The 15,628-nt window shown below is 47.2% G+C and carries 12 protein-coding genes and 1 pseudogene; 9 read left to right on the plus strand and 4 right to left on the minus strand.

Annotated features, from left to right (window positions below):
* The first annotated feature begins 115 nt into the window (after positions 1 to 115).
* The 8 genes from IJ22_RS24365 to IJ22_RS24400 all read left to right on the plus strand — a co-directional run bounded on the left by IJ22_RS24365 (position 116) and on the right by IJ22_RS24400 (position 10,664).
* The gene (locus IJ22_RS24365) at positions 116 to 982 is read left to right on the plus strand and encodes an AraC family transcriptional regulator (protein WP_062410637.1); all 867 of its coding nucleotides are present in this window, start codon (positions 116 to 118) and stop codon (positions 980 to 982) included.
* A gap of 64 nt (positions 983 to 1,046) precedes the next feature.
* Complete coding sequence (locus IJ22_RS24370) at positions 1,047 to 2,345, plus strand: ABC transporter substrate-binding protein (RefSeq protein WP_062410638.1); 1,299 nt, start codon at positions 1,047 to 1,049, stop codon at positions 2,343 to 2,345.
* A 69-nt stretch (positions 2,346 to 2,414) separates the two neighbouring features.
* Entirely contained in the window at positions 2,415 to 3,314 is a 900-nt protein-coding gene (locus IJ22_RS24375) for a carbohydrate ABC transporter permease (protein ID WP_062410639.1), read from the plus strand.
* Position 3,315: 1 nt separating this feature from the next.
* Positions 3,316 to 4,140, plus strand: coding sequence for a carbohydrate ABC transporter permease (locus IJ22_RS24380; protein WP_062410640.1), 825 nt, complete (start codon positions 3,316 to 3,318; stop codon positions 4,138 to 4,140).
* A gap of 118 nt (positions 4,141 to 4,258) precedes the next feature.
* A complete protein-coding gene (gene glpK / locus IJ22_RS24385) occupies positions 4,259 to 5,755 on the plus strand; it encodes a glycerol kinase GlpK (RefSeq protein WP_062410641.1) in 1,497 nt (498 codons plus the stop codon).
* A 220-nt stretch (positions 5,756 to 5,975) separates the two neighbouring features.
* Positions 5,976 to 8,462 (plus strand): glycoside hydrolase family 31 protein, encoded by a 2,487-nt coding sequence (locus IJ22_RS24390; RefSeq protein WP_054817377.1) that lies wholly within the window; start codon positions 5,976 to 5,978, stop codon positions 8,460 to 8,462.
* A gap of 35 nt (positions 8,463 to 8,497) precedes the next feature.
* The gene (locus IJ22_RS24395; protein WP_062410642.1) at positions 8,498 to 10,183 is read left to right on the plus strand and encodes a glycerol-3-phosphate dehydrogenase/oxidase; all 1,686 of its coding nucleotides are present in this window, start codon (positions 8,498 to 8,500) and stop codon (positions 10,181 to 10,183) included.
* A 169-nt stretch (positions 10,184 to 10,352) separates the two neighbouring features.
* Positions 10,353 to 10,664, plus strand: a complete 312-nt coding sequence (locus tag IJ22_RS24400) for a YnfA family protein (RefSeq protein WP_373864985.1) — start codon at positions 10,353 to 10,355, stop codon at positions 10,662 to 10,664.
* On the opposite strand, the gene IJ22_RS24405 is transcribed toward IJ22_RS24400, so the two are convergent.
* The 3 genes and pseudogenes from IJ22_RS24405 to IJ22_RS24415 form a co-directional block, all read right to left on the minus strand.
* Positions 10,639 to 11,760 (minus strand): GerAB/ArcD/ProY family transporter, encoded by a 1,122-nt coding sequence (locus tag IJ22_RS24405; protein WP_062410643.1) that lies wholly within the window; start codon positions 11,758 to 11,760, stop codon positions 10,639 to 10,641. The genes IJ22_RS24400 and IJ22_RS24405 overlap by 26 nt on opposite strands.
* A 1-nt stretch (position 11,761) precedes the next feature.
* Positions 11,762 to 12,841: a Ger(x)C family spore germination protein gene (locus tag IJ22_RS24410; protein ID WP_054817379.1), complete on the minus strand. Its 1,080-nt coding sequence runs from the start codon at positions 12,839 to 12,841 to the stop codon at positions 11,762 to 11,764.
* A gap of 15 nt (positions 12,842 to 12,856) precedes the next feature.
* Positions 12,857 to 14,386, minus strand: a pseudogene (locus IJ22_RS24415) (spore germination protein).
* Positions 14,387 to 14,593: 207 nt separating this feature from the next.
* Between IJ22_RS24415 and IJ22_RS24420 the strand changes: the two are divergent.
* Entirely contained in the window at positions 14,594 to 14,854 is a 261-nt protein-coding gene (locus IJ22_RS24420) for a metal-sensitive transcriptional regulator (RefSeq protein WP_054817380.1), read from the plus strand.
* A gap of 143 nt (positions 14,855 to 14,997) precedes the next feature.
* Here IJ22_RS24420 and IJ22_RS24425 read toward each other — a convergent pair whose 3' ends face one another.
* Positions 14,998 to 15,549 (minus strand): DJ-1/PfpI family protein, encoded by a 552-nt coding sequence (locus IJ22_RS24425; RefSeq protein WP_062410644.1) that lies wholly within the window; start codon positions 15,547 to 15,549, stop codon positions 14,998 to 15,000.
* Positions 15,550 to 15,628 lie beyond the last annotated feature (79 nt).

Genomic DNA, 15,628 nt, shown 5'->3' on the forward strand with positions numbered 1-15,628 from the left:
TTGTTATATGTTGTTGTCAAATATGTGATAATATTCAATTGTAAGCGTTCGAAATTTGTCGAAAGAAATTACAGTCTTGCACAATCTTGCTATCGAGAAAGGGGGAATGATTGGGTTGATGATTCATACTCCCACCAATCTTGCGCTCAAACGAAACGGGATTTATGTTCGCGCGGATGCAGACGATTGGCAGTATAACTGGCCTGTGCATACTCACGAAGGGTTTGAGATCTACTACTTTATTCGCGGGAATGCAAATTACGTGGTAGGGGAAGATATATATGAGCTTTTACCTGGAGATATGCTGCTTTTTAACGGGAGCACGATACACCGGGTCAATCCTCAAAAGGATGTTCCCTATCTGCGCAGCTATGTGAACTTTACCGAATCGTTCCTGCAAGGGCAAGTGCCGGAGCCGATGTTCAGGAAGCTGATGTCGTTATTCGATGCTCCTAGCGGTTTATTGATCCGGTGGAATGTGGAGGAGCGGGCGGAAATTGAAAACGTTTATCGCTCGATTTACCAGGAAAATGAAAGGGAAGCTTTCGGTTACGAGATCGTTTTGAGGACGTTGTTAATTCAATTATTGATCAAAATTTACCGCAAGTCCAAGCACCTGATTGAAATGCTGCCGTCACAGCAGCCATCGCATAGTCAGGCCAACGTGCGGCGGATTTTGCAATATATTAATCAAAATTTCACGGAAAACATCAATCTTGATGATCTTTCCGCAGCGCTTCACTTGAACAAATACTACATGTGTCACTGCTTCAAGGAAGTCACAGGGTACACCATCAATAATTACCTGATGAGCAAACGGATCGAAGAGGCCAAGAAATTATTGCGGACCACCGATGAACCGATCGGAGAAATATCGGAGAAACTGGGCTTTAATACCTCCGTCCATTTTAGCCGAGCGTTCAAACAATATGCGGGTGTGTCGCCTCAAAATTTCCGGAAGCTGAGCTCGACAACGACGTAGGTTTCACTACATTCCATGCTGTTTATAAAATGATAAGTTTAAAAAAGATAGGGAGAGGTCACACATGAAGAAACACTTTAAAGTCATATCGATTTTGATGGTTTTTGTTCTTCTGGCTTTAACGTCGATGGCTTGCGCCAAAAAAGATGATGCCGGTTCCGCGGGAGGAGCGGCAGGCGGGAAAAATGTAACGCTGGATTTCGTCTGGTTTTCCGATGGTAAAGAAGGCGAAGTCATGAAAAACATTATTAAAGATTATGAGACTAAAAATCCGAATGTTAAAATTAACTTGATTGAAATTGCTTACAAGGATTTGTCGACCAAGCTGAAGACGATGATTACCGGCGGCCAACCACCGGCACTGGCCCGGATCAGCACAACGGAAATCGGGGCATTCTCTAATCAGGCTTTGGATCTCGCCACTTATGTGGGCGGCGTTGACAAATTTACAGAGCAGTTCATTGATTCCATCAAGCCTTACTATGTAGTAAACAATAAGGTTATAGCCGCTCCGATGGATGTGACGGCTAACGGTTTGTTCTATAACAAAACCTTGTTTGATAAAGCTGGAGTAAAAGTACCGACTTCTCCGGATAATATCTGGACTTGGGATGAATTTCAAGCGGCGCTGAAGCAGGTTATGGAAAAAGGCGGAGCCAAATACGGCATGGTATGGGATTTCACGCCTCACCGCTGGTCTACGCTTCTGTACCAATTTGGCGGCAGCATGATCAGCCCCGACGGAACAAAGGCGACGATCAACGATGAAGCAGGTGTCCAAGCAGCTGAATATTTCAAGAAGCTTCATACCGACGGTACGATGCCGACATCCGTTTGGTTCGGCGGCGAAAATCCGAATAACCTGTTCCGTTCCGGTACGGTTGCAGCACATTTGGCCGGCAACTGGATGATCAGCAACTACAAAGATATTACCAATTTTGAGTGGGGCGTAACGTACATGCCTAAAGCGAAACAGCGTTCTTCCGTGCCGGGCGGTAAATTCGTAATGGCCTTCAATGGTTCGAAAGTTGAAAAGGAAGCCGCTGATTTCATCCAATACTTGTCTACAAAAGAAGTGAATTCGAAGTTTAACCAAGAGTCCTTGTTCATGAGTCCGCGTAAGGACAGCGCAAAGCTTGACTACGAATTTGGCAAGGAAATGTTTGAAATCTTCTCCGATGAATTGAACAACACCAGTGCGGCAGCAGCGGAAGATTGGTCCAAACAAACGATTGTGCCTAAATTCAGCAACGATTTGAAGAACAGTCTGGTGGAAGTCATTGCCGGTAAAACGACGGCGAAAGAGGCAATGGATAAAACGGCAAAAGCCATTGATAAAGCCATTGCCGAAGACAAGAAATAAGTGAATCATATGGCTGCCGCTGAAAGTTGGCGGCAGTCCTTTATTTTCTGATGAGAAGGGGGAAGGGTGATGGCTGCAGATGCGGCAATTTCGAAGCCGGGTAAACGACGGAAAAAAGGATTTCCATTAGCGCCCTATTTGTTCGTGCTTCCGAATTTTTTGATTTTCAGTGTGTTTATCATTATCCCAACCATCATGGGTTTTATTTATTCGTTTAATGAGTATGATGGCTTAAATCCGATGGAATTTATAGGATTTGAGAATTATGTGAACGTATTTACGAACGAGGAGTTCTGGTCGGCGCTCGGTAAAACGGCATTGTACGCCGTCATTGTGGTGCCGTTGATTTATTGCTTGTCTCTGGCCGTAGCCGTGCTGCTGGTTCAGGAGATTCGATTCAAGGGGTTATTCCGCGCTGTGTTCTATTGGCCGACCATGATCTCGTTTATTATTGTCGGATTAACGTGGAAATGGATTTTTGGTGATCTGGGTGTTCTCAACTACATTTTGACTCTGTTCGGGGCGGATACGATTCCGTTTTTGTCCTCTCCGTTTTACGCTAATTTGTCAGTTATTGTGGCTACCGTGTGGTCGCGTCTCGGTTTCTTCATGGTCATCTTCGTGGCCGGCTTACAAGCGATTCCCGGCGATTACTATGAGGCCGCACATCTGGATGGAGCCTCCAAGCTGCGTTCCTTTTGGAGCATTACACTCCCGCTGCTCAAGCCGACAAGCCTGCTGGTGATTATGATTTCCCTGATCGATGCATTTAAGTCCTATCCGCTGATGTTTGCTTTGACAGGTGGCGGTCCGGGAAGAGAGACGACCTTTATCGTGCAGTATATTTATGAAGTCGGCTTTATGAAACAAGAATTGGGAGTGGCAAGTGCGATGTCCGTTGTCCTGTTTGTCATTATTTCGCTGTTTACGGTTCTGCAATTCCGCCTTGCGAAGGGGGGCGCCGTATAACATGGAAATCAAGTCTTCGGCCAAATGGATCGTGTATGTGCTGCTGCTCGTACTCAGCCTGCTGTGGATATTCCCGGTCATCTGGATCTTGCTCTCGTCTTTAAAAACAACGACCGATTTGTACAGCTTTCCGCCAAAGTTTTTGCCCGAGCCGGTAACTTTTGAGCATTTTATCAACGCTTTTGAGAAAGGCAATTTCGGTGTCTATTTCTTAAACAGTGCGATCGTTACGGTCAGCTCCACGCTGCTGCTGTTGTTGATTAACTCGATGGCCGGCTTCGCTCTGGCAAAGTACCGGTTTAAAGGGGACACCGTGCTGTTAGTCGGATTTATTTCGACGCTGATGATCCCGCTGGAGGTCATCATGATTCCGATTTTCAAGGTGATCAGCTATTTGGGGCTTTACAACAATCTGCTTAGTATTATTATCCCTCCCGCAGCTACTCCGACAGGCGTATTTCTGATGCGGCAGTATTTGCTGACGGTACCTGACGAGCTGCTCGAAGCGGCGCGGATGGACGGAGCCAGTGAGTGGAAAATTTATTGGAGCATTATTCTTCCTATTGCCAAGCCTATATTGGCTGTACTGGCTATTTTCTCCTTCATGTGGCGTTGGGATGACTTCTTGTGGCCGTTGATCGGAATCAGCGATCCGTCCCTGTATACGATTCAATTGGCTCTTTCCAACTTTATTGGTGAGTTCAACGTGGATTGGGGCAGCCTGCTGGCCATGTCCGTAATCACAATGATTCCTGTATTAGTGGTGTTCATCATGTTCCAGCGCTACTTCGTCAAAGGAATGGTCACTTCGGGTATGAAAGGGTAAAGCTTGTTAGAAACCATCCGATTCCCTATAAGTAACAGTGACGCAAGCGGATGCTGTTACTTGAGGGAATTTTTTGTCCATATCGTTTGTTACAGGTCAGACCAATGGGGGAATCCTTATGGAAACATATATTCTATCTTTGGATCAAGGTACTACGAGTTCAAGAGCGATATTATTCAACGGCAAAAGTGAAATCATTCATTCAGCCCAGCAGGAAATTACACAGTTTTATCCCCAACCGGGGTGGGTGGAGCAGGATGCGGAGGAAATCTGGGAATCGGTCCGATCGGTGATAGCGACATGTTTAGCCCAATCCGGAATCCGGCCGAGTCAGATTTCAGCCATCGGCATCACGAATCAACGCGAAACAACGGTGGTATGGGACAAGCATACGGGCAAGCCGGTTTATCGCGCCATTGTTTGGCAGTCCCGGCAAACGGCGGATATTTGCGAGCAGCTGCATGCTGAGGGACTGGAAGAAATGGTCCGGAGTAAAACGGGGCTGCTGATCGATCCGTATTTCTCGGGCACGAAGCTGGCATGGATCTTGAATCGGACGCAAGACGCAAGACAAAGAGCGGAAAAAGGAGAGCTTCTGTTTGGCACGGTGGATTCCTGGCTGATTTGGAAGCTCACGGGGGGAAGTGTGCATGTCACGGATTATTCAAACGCTTCCCGAACGATGCTTTACAATATCCATAAGTTAGCCTGGGATGACGAACTGCTCAGCCTGCTTCGGATTCCTCGCGCCATGCTGCCGGAAGTCAGACCGTCCTCTTGCATCTACGGTTATACTGCGGATGATCTGTTTAAGGGACAGTCCATCCCGATTGCCGGGGCTGCAGGGGATCAGCAGGCGGCGCTTTTCGGGCAGGCCTGCTTTGAAGAGGGAATGGCGAAAAACACCTACGGTACGGGCTGCTTTATGCTGATGAATACCGGTGAAAAAGCGGTGACCTCCAGGCATGGCCTGCTGACAACAATCGCTTGGGGGATTGGCGGAAAAGTTCAATACGCTTTGGAAGGCAGTATCTTCGTAGCGGGGTCGGCCATTCAGTGGCTAAGGGACGGACTTCGTATGATCGCTGACGCAAAGGAGAGCGAAGAGTTCGCCGTGGCTGCTGGGTCGACCGATGGGGTGTACGTGGTACCGGCTTTTGTCGGATTAGGCACGCCCTACTGGGATAGCGACGTACGAGGGGCCGTCTTTGGGCTGACCCGGGGAACAACCAAGGAACATTTCATTCGCGCCACTTTGGAATCCCTCGCGTATCAAACCAAGGATGTGCTAACAGCCATGGAGGGCGACTCGGGCCTTTCGTTAAAAGCATTGCGCGTCGACGGCGGGGCGGTCAAAAATAATTTTCTGATGCAGTTTCAAAGCGACATGCTGGGTGTGCCGGTAGACCGTCCGGTCGTCAGCGAGACGACAGCCTTAGGCGCTGCTTATTTAGCGGGCCTTGCAATCGGGTACTGGAAAGACCAGTCAGAGATTAACGCGCAATGGAGTGTGGACCGTACGTTCCGCTCGACGATGAAGGAAGCTGAAAGAGAGAAGCTGTACGGCGGATGGAAGAAAGCGGTTCATGCGGCCAGAGCTTTTAAATTGTCATAAGCCGTCTGAAATCAGACAAGATCGGTAAAATATACAGCAATAATGGTAAAGCAATGTAAATTATAAATGATATCATAGAAGTAAGAATCCTGCTGCAAAGGGATTTTAACTTACTGAATACATTCAAGGTCTTGCTTATGATTGATGAATATTGTTTTCAAATGGGGAGCTATGATCGGGTTTATGTTTATTATCATCAGGAAGAAAGGCAGATGTTGTCATGAAAATAAGCCATAAAATTGTAAATATCGCCTCCGGCGCCAATGTGTTGGAGCTGGAGACCAATGCGGCCAAGTACAGAATCATGCTTATAAACGATGAGATCGTGAGAATCCGCTGTACGTTTGACGAGCAGTTTGCGGAGGAAGCTTCGTATGCGCTGGCCATGACCGCGTGGGAAGATAAAATGGATGACCTGCTGGAAGAAAGAACCCGGGTAGCGGCCCTTCCTATCCCTTATGAAGACTTAGGCACGCATTTGCTTTTGTCGACGTCCAATTTAAAGGTTCGTGTGTACAAAGAACCATTCGCCATTGAGATCACTGATCCGAACGGTCAGGTACTGCATTCCGATTTGAAAGAAAAATCCTATGTCAAGGACAGCCTGGGCAGACTTTATCATTATTCGTGCATGGATGATGACGATTATTTCTATGGCTTTGGGGAAAAATCGGGATATCTAAACAAAACGAAACGCAGAATGCGGATGCACAATGTGGATACGCTCGGTTACGATTCAGAACTGACGGACCCTTTATACAAGCATATTCCGTTTTACATTAAATTAAACGGGAAAAGCAAAATCGCTTCAGGCTTGTTCTATCACAACTCCCATGATTCAGTGTTTGATATGGGATGTGAACGCAGCGGCTATTGGAACAAGTACTCCTATTTCTGTGCGGACGGGGGAGAACTGGATGTCTTCTTCATCCTGGGTCCTCAAATCAAGGATGTCATCCGGAATTATACCGACTTGACGGGAAAGACGATGCTGCCTGCCAAATATTCACTCGGGTATATGGGCTCCACGATGTATTATACGGAGCTGGAAAAGGATTCGGATAAGGCCATTCTGAAATTTTTGGAAAAATGCGAGCAGGAGGGCATTCCCTGCGACGGTTTCTTCTTGTCTTCCGGATATACAACCGGACAAGACGGGAAGCGGTATGTATTCAACTGGAACCGCGACAGGTTCCAAGATCCGAAGGGCTTTGTGGAGCAAATGGAGCGCAAAGGCGCTTCCCTAGCGCCTAACATCAAGCCGGGCATGCTGAAAACCCATCCTCTGTATGCCGAATTTGCCGAAGCCGGGGCCTATATCAAAGACGAGCAGGGGGAGCGGCCCGAGATCGACCGATACTGGGGAGGAGCGGCCTCATTCGTTGACTTTACGAATCCGAAAGGCAGGGAGCTTTGGAAGAAGCATCTGAAGGACGCTTATATTTCCTTGGGAATCACTTCGATCTGGAACGATAATAACGAATACGAAATAAATAATTTGGATGCGCAATGTCATTTTGAGGGCTCCGGTAAAGAAATCGGCGCATTACGGCCGATTATGCCAAACCTGATGGCATTGATGGCCAAGCAGGCCATAGCCGAGGTCGATCCCGACGTAAGGCCTTATATCGTGAATAGAGCCGGCTTTGCGGGGATACAGCGTTATGCCCAAACCTGGGCTGGAGACAACCATACGAGCTGGAAAAGCCTGAAGTTCAATATCCCGGTCATTCTTGGAATGGGCCTTTCCGGTGTCGCGAACCAAGGCTGCGATATCGGCGGCTTTTACGGACCCGCCCCGGAGCCGGAATTGTTCGTCAGATGGGTGCAGAACGGAATATTCCAGCCGCGGTTCTCCATCCACTCCTGTAACACGGATAATACCGTAACGGAGCCTTGGATGTATCCGGGCTACACCCAGTATATCCGGGATGCGATTCAGCTTAGATATCAACTGGTGCCTTACTTTTATTCGCTGTTGTTTGAAGCTTCTACAGTGGGATCTCCGGTGATGCGTCCTTTGGTCTATGAATTTCAGCAGGATGCGAAGGTGCTGGAGGAAAGCTTCGACTTTATGCTCGGCAGCTTCCTCCTGGTGGCCAATGTGCTGGAAAAGGGGGCGGAAACCAGAAGCGTTTACTTGCCGGAAGGAACGGATTGGTTTGACTGGTACACCAAAGAATGGTACCGCGGAGGACAGACGATTGAACAGAAGGTTACTTTGGGCTCGATTCCGATGTTCATCCGCAGCGGAGCGATTATCCCGATGGCGCCCGGACTCCGTAATATTCATAAGGACGTGATCGAAGAGCTTCGGCTGCTGATCGAACCGTCCGAGGAATCCAGCTTTGTGTATTATGAGGATGACGGAAAGACGAACAACTATCAAAAAGGCGATTATCTGAAAACAACCATCAGCATCCGGAACGGCAAAGAAACGAAAATCTCCTTTGTGAAAGAAGGGCGTTATGAGACGCCGCTCAAAACGGTCGTCGTCGACGTCATCTGTAAAGAAGTCGCTCCGGTTCAAGTGAAGCTCGCGGATACCAAACTCCCCATGTTTTTGGAACCGGCGGAATGGGAAGCGAGCGCGGCGGGCTGGTATTATGACATGGAACAAAAAACGGCAAGAATTAAGCATGAGTATGTGAAAGACGATTACGATTTGATCATTAATTTTGATGTGAAAGATCTGATTTCGATTTAACCATACGGATCGATTCAATAGAGGAGATAACGGCCATGGAAAATTCGTTTTCTGGCGTGCAAAGAGAAGCGCTGTTTCAAAAATTAGCTCATCAGACCTTTGACCTGCTGGTTATCGGCGGAGGCATTACGGGGTCTGGCATTGCTTTGGATGCGGTCGCCCGCGGGATGAAGACCGTGCTTGTCGAAATGCAGGATTATGCCGCCGGCACTTCGAGCCGGTCGACGAAGCTTGTTCACGGGGGACTGCGCTACCTCAAACAGCTGGAAGTCAAGATGGTGGCGGAAGTCGGTAAAGAGCGGGCTGTCGTATATGAGAACGGGCCTCATGTGACAACCCCGGAATGGATGATGCTGCCGCTGCATCAGGGGGGCACCTTCGGTAAATTCAGCACTTCACTCGGGTTAAGAGTATATGATTACCTGGCCGGCGTAAAAAGAAGCGAGCGCCGCACCATGTTAAACGCCGAAGAAACCGCGCAAAGAGAGCCCTTGGTGAAGCGGGAGGGGCTAAAAGGCAGCGGGGTTTACGTGGAGTATCGGACGGATGATGCAAGACTGACGATAGAGGTGCTGAAAGAAGCGGTTCACCGGGGGGCCTCGGCAGTCAATTATGCGGAGGTCGTAGGCTTCCTCTATACCGAAGGCAAAGTATCCGGTGTTCAAGTGAAGGATCGCATCGGGGGCGGAATTATCGAGATCTACGCCAAAAAGATCGTCAATGCCGCCGGACCATGGGTGGATACCCTCCGGGAGAAGGATAGATCCAAAGATAAGAAGCGTCTCCAGTTAACCAAAGGGATCCACCTGGTCATAGACCAGCGCCGCTTCCCGCTCCGGCAGGCCATATATTTCGACACCCCGGACGGCCGAATGATCTTTGCGATCCCCCGTGACGGCAAAACCTACGTTGGAACGACGGATACGGTATATCAAGGGGATATGGAGCACCCGCGGATGACTTCGGCAGATCGCCAATATGTCATAGACGCGATCAATTATATGTTTCCTTCCGTGAATATCACGGTCAAGGATATTGAATCCAGCTGGACCGGCCTTCGCCCCTTGATCTATGAGGAAGGGAAAAGCGCATCGGAAATATCCCGGAAAGACGAAGTGTGGCAATCCCCATCCGGTTTAATTACCATCGCGGGCGGTAAATTAACGGGATACCGGAAAATGGCGGAGATGGTTGTCGATCTGGTCGTTGATTTGTTCAAACAAGAGCACGGCGCATCTTTCCCCTCCAGCAGTACCAAAAACATGCCGATTTCGGGAGGGCAAGTCGGAGGGTCGGACCGTTTTGCGGCGTATTGCCAAAGGAAGGCCAGAGAGGGATTGGTTGTCGGCTTTACGCTGGAGCAATCGGAGCGGCTGGTCCGCAGATACGGCTCGAATATCGACCGGTTGTATACACTGGCTGCACAGCATGCTAAACAAGCTGCGGCATATCGGCTGCCGTTGGATGTGTTCACGATGCTGGAGTACGCGATTGAAGAGGAAATGGCGGTCAAGCCTGTAGACTTCTTTATCAGACGTACCGGCGCATTATTGTTTGATATCGCCTGGGTAAAGCGGCATAAAGCTTCGGTTATAGCCTATATGGCTGAAAAGCTGGGCTGGAGCGAGGAACTGCAAAAGCAATATACGGAAGAGCTGGAGAAGCATTTGCATGATGCTGTCGTTCCGGTAGATGAAGAGGCAGGCTTGCGGCAGGCATGAAACCAATCCCGTTCCACGTTGAAGTGGAGCGGGATTTTTTCATGTATTTGTATTCCTTCCATCTTGTCCGTTATATTGTTAGTATAATTTGATCAAAGATCAACCCGCTCAGGCTGCCTCTCTAAAGAGTTCCTTAGGATAGGAGTGTTATCTGTTGATTAGCGCGATCATGCTGTTCGTTCTTGCCGGATTGGCCGAAATTGGCGGAGGCTATCTGGTATGGCTGTGGCTGAGGGAGTCCAAGCCGCTTTGGTATGGCATCGTGGGGAGCATCGTGCTTATTGCGTATGGCATCATTCCCACGCTGCAGAGCTTTCCGAGCTTCGGCCGGGTTTATGCCGCTTATGGCGGGGTGTTTGTCGTGCTTGCCGTTGTCTGGGGATGGTGGATAGACAAGAAGACCCCTGACCTCTACGACTGGATCGGAGCCATCGTTTGCATCGCGGGTGTCTCTATTATGCTTTGGGCGCCTCGTCAGTGACCGTCCCCGGCTTTATCCATTTTTGTCTAATGTGGACGGCAACAAAGAGCAGCGGGATATATACATAGATAAAATAAAACCCGATTTCGCTGTACACGGCGGTAAATCGTCTAATGAGATTGCGGTCCTCTATTATATTGGTTAACAAGCCGAAACCCACTAAAAAAATCAACAGCAGGATACGCTGCTTGCACTGCACCATTTTTCTCACACCGCGGCAGGCCGACCATAAATGGAGGGTAATGGTGGGCAATACGACCAGAAGCCATAAGGAGACTACAATATATTCAAATCTTTCGATGATGGGCACTTGCGCAATCTTGAGCAGGGTTAATGTCGGCCATAAGGTATGCTTCAGCTGTCCCTCACTAAAGTAAACAAAGGTAACAATGGTCACCAAAAGGTACAGCAATATGCTGAATAAAGTTCCGTAATGGGCCCATTTTTGCGATTTTTCGGCATTTTTTATAAAGGGGTAGAACATAAATAAGGTTTCAAAGCCCTGAAACTGAAACAGCATGGACTTGGAAGATTCGAATATTTCTTTCGCCGAGTGATGGAATAAGGGGAGCAGGTTGTTAAAATGCGCAAATTCCAAAGGAGAAAATATGAGTGGAAACAGAAAAAGGAAAGGCAGTACGGCACCCCAAAAACATAACCCGGTAATCACGCGGAATCCGCTTGAAACGATGTAATAGATGAGCAGCAGAATAATAATGCTGATTTGCCATGTACTCATCAGGGGAAACATCCAAACCTGGATCACTTCAATGTACGAGCGGAATACAACAAATGCCGCAAAAAGATAGTACAGCATGATACAGAGATTAAACATTCCCCCGATCCATTGGCCAAAGCAAAATGAGTTGATATGAATGACATCGCGATTACCGGTTCCGAGAATGCGATACATCATCCAAATGACGGCTTGAATGCTTAATCCGCAGATGATGACGGACATCCAGGCATCGTAACCGGCACTCTTCGCTATGGTTCGTTGAAACGTAAGCATCCCTACATCAACCTGGCTCGAATAAATCAGAAAAAAGACGAAAAAAGGAGATACTACAAACCGTTTGTCAATGAATGGTTTCACCTTATTCCCCCGCACCCGTTTGAATAATATTCACCTTCGTATTCACTTCCGTTTTCAGTTGAGGATAAATCTCATCCTGAAATCTTTTGTAATCCCAATTTCGCGATTTTGTCCGGACTAAATCTCCAAGCCCGAGCGGATCCGTCCTATGCTTTTGGAACAGTGAAATTAAATTCCGGATGTCATCGTTAAAATGTTTGCCTATGAGCTTTTCCAGATCCCGAAGATTTTTGGTTCCGGTTAGAAGCGTTCCCGGGGGAACATCCTTGATTTCGGTGTCCATGGTTAAATCAATGGCTATTTTCGGTATGGGATCGGTCTGCACAATCGTAAAATGAACTTTTGCACTCAAATTTTTCAACTGCATCACCCCTTTATTCTTAATGTCGATTTGATAGCTCGCGTTTTTGGCACCATCCAATAACGTTTTTAAGATAAAGGACTGCCTTAAACTGATAGGCCGGATAAATTTTCCTTTCCTGAATAGAGCCAGCCCGTCGATTTTGATTTGATTCTTCTCCATGATGAAATAGGGTAAATAAGGATCCATTCCTTCCGCATATAATCTGGCCAAAAAGACGTGAAGGTTGGTTGCGGGCAAATTTCCTTTTTGTATATTGTGGACTATTTTATTGCTTAGATGGAAAGGAACATTCTCTTCTTTACTCCTTAATAAAAAGTCATCGGCAAGGTGTTCTGCAACGCCGATTTGTATCCGGCTGCCTGCTACGGGATCCCGGCTGTAGCTATATAGCACTTTATCGATTCCTCGCTTCGCAAACGTGCTTCCAAACAAAATCATGCGTAATTGGCCTATTTCGATCGGAAACGCAGATTTTGAATTTAGCCTGGGGAGGATATCATGATACGAATTCGATTCGGTCTCATATATCTTGAGCCGGCTCTTGCCCTTTTCCTCGAAAATAGGATAGATCACGGTCCCTTTAATTTTGTCATCAACTACATCGTATCCGATCCCTTGTATAACCTGAATTTTATCGACGATCCTTTGACTGGTGCACCCGGTTAGAAAAATCATGCAGCTCATCATCAAGAGAAAATAAGGGTTTATTTTTATCATAGGGAACCACTCCGGTTATTCATCAAACTCATTTTTATTTTGTTGTTCGCGGCTTGGATGATATCTCCAAATGGACCGCGTTCGTAAATGGGCCGGTCTTTTGGCAATCACCATTAAAGAAGAGCGGATGATGCTGTCTTTGAAATCGGTTGGCCGGAAGGGATATAAAGGAACAGTATAGGGTGAGCCTAATGATTCCAACCGTGAGAGATGGACGAGCAAAAAACTGATTCCTATCGCGATCCCTAATCCGCCCCATATCGAAGCAAATATAATTAAGGGAAAACGCAGAAAGCGTATGGTGTTCGACATTTTAAAAATAGGCGTAGTAAAGGAAGCCAGGGCGGATAAAGCCACGATAATCAGCAGTACATTGCTTGTCAGGGCAGCCTCGACGGAGGCCTGCCCTATAACGATACCGCCTACGATACCGAGTGTTTATCCTACTTTTGCAGGTAACCGGGCTCCGGCTTCACGTAAAAGCTCAATCGTAATTTCCAAAAAGAAGACCTCTAACACAGGCGGAAAAGGAACGTTATGACGCGAAAAGTTAAGGGGACCCAGCAAAACCCTTGGAATCATTTCATAATGGTAGGTTAGAACGGCGATATAGATGGAGCTGGCAAAGATGGAGAACAAAGCCCCGAAAATACGTATTACGCGAAAAAAAGAAGCAAGTAACCAAGGTAAATAGTAATCTTCAGGTGAGATAAAAAAATCCAGCAGTGTGGCAGGGGCCGTGATGGCATATGGCGATCCGTTGCTGAGCACAGCCACCTGTCCGGTAATGAGTGACCAGACCGCTCTGTCGACACGTTCCGTGGTCAAAGCCAGCGGAAAGGGCGTCAAGCTATTGTCGGATATAATTTGATGAAGCTGGGAGGAATCAAAAACAACATCATAATCAATATTTTGCAGTCGTTCGGTCATCGTTTGCACATGGTGTTCATTCGTCACGCCTTCAATATAAATGATGATCACTTTCGTATGGGACATCGATCCGATATTCATTTCTTTGATGATGAGTTGGGATGAATTGATGTGCTGTCTTAATAAATGAATATTAATCTCAATATTTTCGACAAAGCCGATCTTGGGCCCTACGACACTGAATTCATTTTCAGCTTCGTTCTGATCACGAAGCCCGGTATTTTCATGAAATAATTGGATCATGGCGCATCTGCGGTCAGATGCTTTGAGCTGCAGCATCCCGTATCCCTGAAGAAGCTTGGACTCGATCATCTCTGTATCCTCTGTAATCACAATATCTTCAATAGGAATGATATTCGTGATATCGTCAATCCGGTGAATATCGCTTTGCTGCAAAGCCAGCTCCCGGAACGCTTTCAACACACGTTCCTGCAGTTTTTGATGATCAACAAGAGTTCGGTAATAAGAGATAATCAAATATCCTTTTTCGTTCGTCAGAGAAAATTGTCTGAAATCGCTTGATCGTTTAAGCAGGGTTAATAAGTCGTCCATACTTTGGGGGGTTGCCGGTTGCTGCTTATGCTTATTGTTTTGAAGCCATTTTTTGAAAAACATTTCACCACTCCCAAGGTAAAAAATCAATGATTATCTATAGGATGATGAACTTGGAATTTAATTATGTATGCTCAGCCTTATAATTAAGCTTCTGCTTCATATGCTCCTCCAGGGTACAGGTATGTTGAGAGTCCAAGTAATTATCGGGAGACGAGTTCCGCCAATTCGGGTATAATGAACCTATATGGGTATGGGAGGATGACGGTCATGAATTACGATGATGACATTAAAAGACGCCTGCGCCGGGTGGAAGGACAGGTTCGCGGTGTGTTGAAGATGATAGAAGAAGAGAAAAATTGCAAGGATGTCGTCAGTCAATTGTCGGCGGTGCGCAGTGCGGTGGATAAAGCGATGGCTTATATCGTAGCAGTCAATCTGGAACAATGCATTCTTGAAGAAAAGGAATCCGGCAGAGACACCGGCAAGCTGGTTCAAGAGGCCGTGGAACTGCTGATCAAGAGCAGGTAACGTCTTACGCCGCAGTCCAAACCAAAATTCTGCCGGGCAAACGGAAAAACCTTTGTTTGAATCCCCCATCATACGAATCCATTACGGCAGGCCACCCTGTCTGCAAAGCAAGCTTTACTCGAAGGATGGCCCGCTTTCGTTTTTTATCTCAGCAGCTTAATAAACTCCCGCATGAAGCCGGGCAGGTCGGGCCAAGCGCGGCCTGAAACCAGATTTCGGTGCGTATGTAATCCTTCATCAATATAAGTCGCCCCGCATACCGTCACATCAGGCTTGCAATTTGTAAACGCAGTGTATTCCCGGCCTTTCATTACATCCGGAATGACCGTAAGAATCTGCGCCGCATGGCAGATCGCGCCCACAGGTTTATCCTGCTCAAAAAAGTGGCGGACAATCTTCGGCAGCGCTTCATTCATACGGATATATTCCGGAGCGCGTCCTCCCGGAATGATCAAGCCGTCATATTGCGCGGGATTCACATCTGCAAAAGCCGTATCGGATTGAATGCCGTAAGCGGGTTTTTCCACGAACGTTTCCATATCGTCAATAAAATCGTGGCTTACGGTATGCAGCTTTTTGACAGAAGGGGAAGCGATCGTGACATCAAATCCTTCTTCGAGGCAGCGGTAATACGGATAAAATATTTCGAGAGCTTCTACCGCATCTCCGGAAACAATCAGCACTTTTTTGCTCAAAACATAACCTCCATTCGTTATACACCCAGAAATAGAAGCAAATGTACCTGCTTCAATACCTCTTATCATGCTTGTAAAT

Source organism: Paenibacillus naphthalenovorans, from assembly GCF_001465255.1.
Lineage (GTDB): Bacteria > Bacillota > Bacilli > Paenibacillales > NBRC-103111 > Paenibacillus_G > Paenibacillus_G naphthalenovorans.

Bases quoted from the DNA above. Each gene is read 5' to 3' on its own strand.
- IJ22_RS24370 (WP_062410638.1), top strand. From the start codon at position 1,047: ATGAAGAAACACTTTAAAGTCATATCGATTTTGATGGTTTTTGTTCTT.
- IJ22_RS24375 (WP_062410639.1), top strand. From the start codon at position 2,415: ATGGCTGCAGATGCGGCAATTTCGAAGCCGGGTAAACGACGGAAAAAA.
- IJ22_RS24380 (WP_062410640.1), top strand. From the start codon at position 3,316: ATGGAAATCAAGTCTTCGGCCAAATGGATCGTGTATGTGCTGCTGCTC.
- glpK (WP_062410641.1), top strand. From the start codon at position 4,259: ATGGAAACATATATTCTATCTTTGGATCAAGGTACTACGAGTTCAAGA.
- IJ22_RS24390 (WP_054817377.1), top strand. From the start codon at position 5,976: ATGAAAATAAGCCATAAAATTGTAAATATCGCCTCCGGCGCCAATGTG.
- IJ22_RS24395 (WP_062410642.1), top strand. From the start codon at position 8,498: ATGGAAAATTCGTTTTCTGGCGTGCAAAGAGAAGCGCTGTTTCAAAAA.
- IJ22_RS24400 (WP_373864985.1), top strand. From the start codon at position 10,353: ATGCTGTTCGTTCTTGCCGGATTGGCCGAAATTGGCGGAGGCTATCTG.
- IJ22_RS24410 (WP_054817379.1), bottom strand. From the start codon at position 12,841: ATGATAAAAATAAACCCTTATTTTCTCTTGATGATGAGCTGCATGATT.
- IJ22_RS24420 (WP_054817380.1), top strand. From the start codon at position 14,594: ATGAATTACGATGATGACATTAAAAGACGCCTGCGCCGGGTGGAAGGA.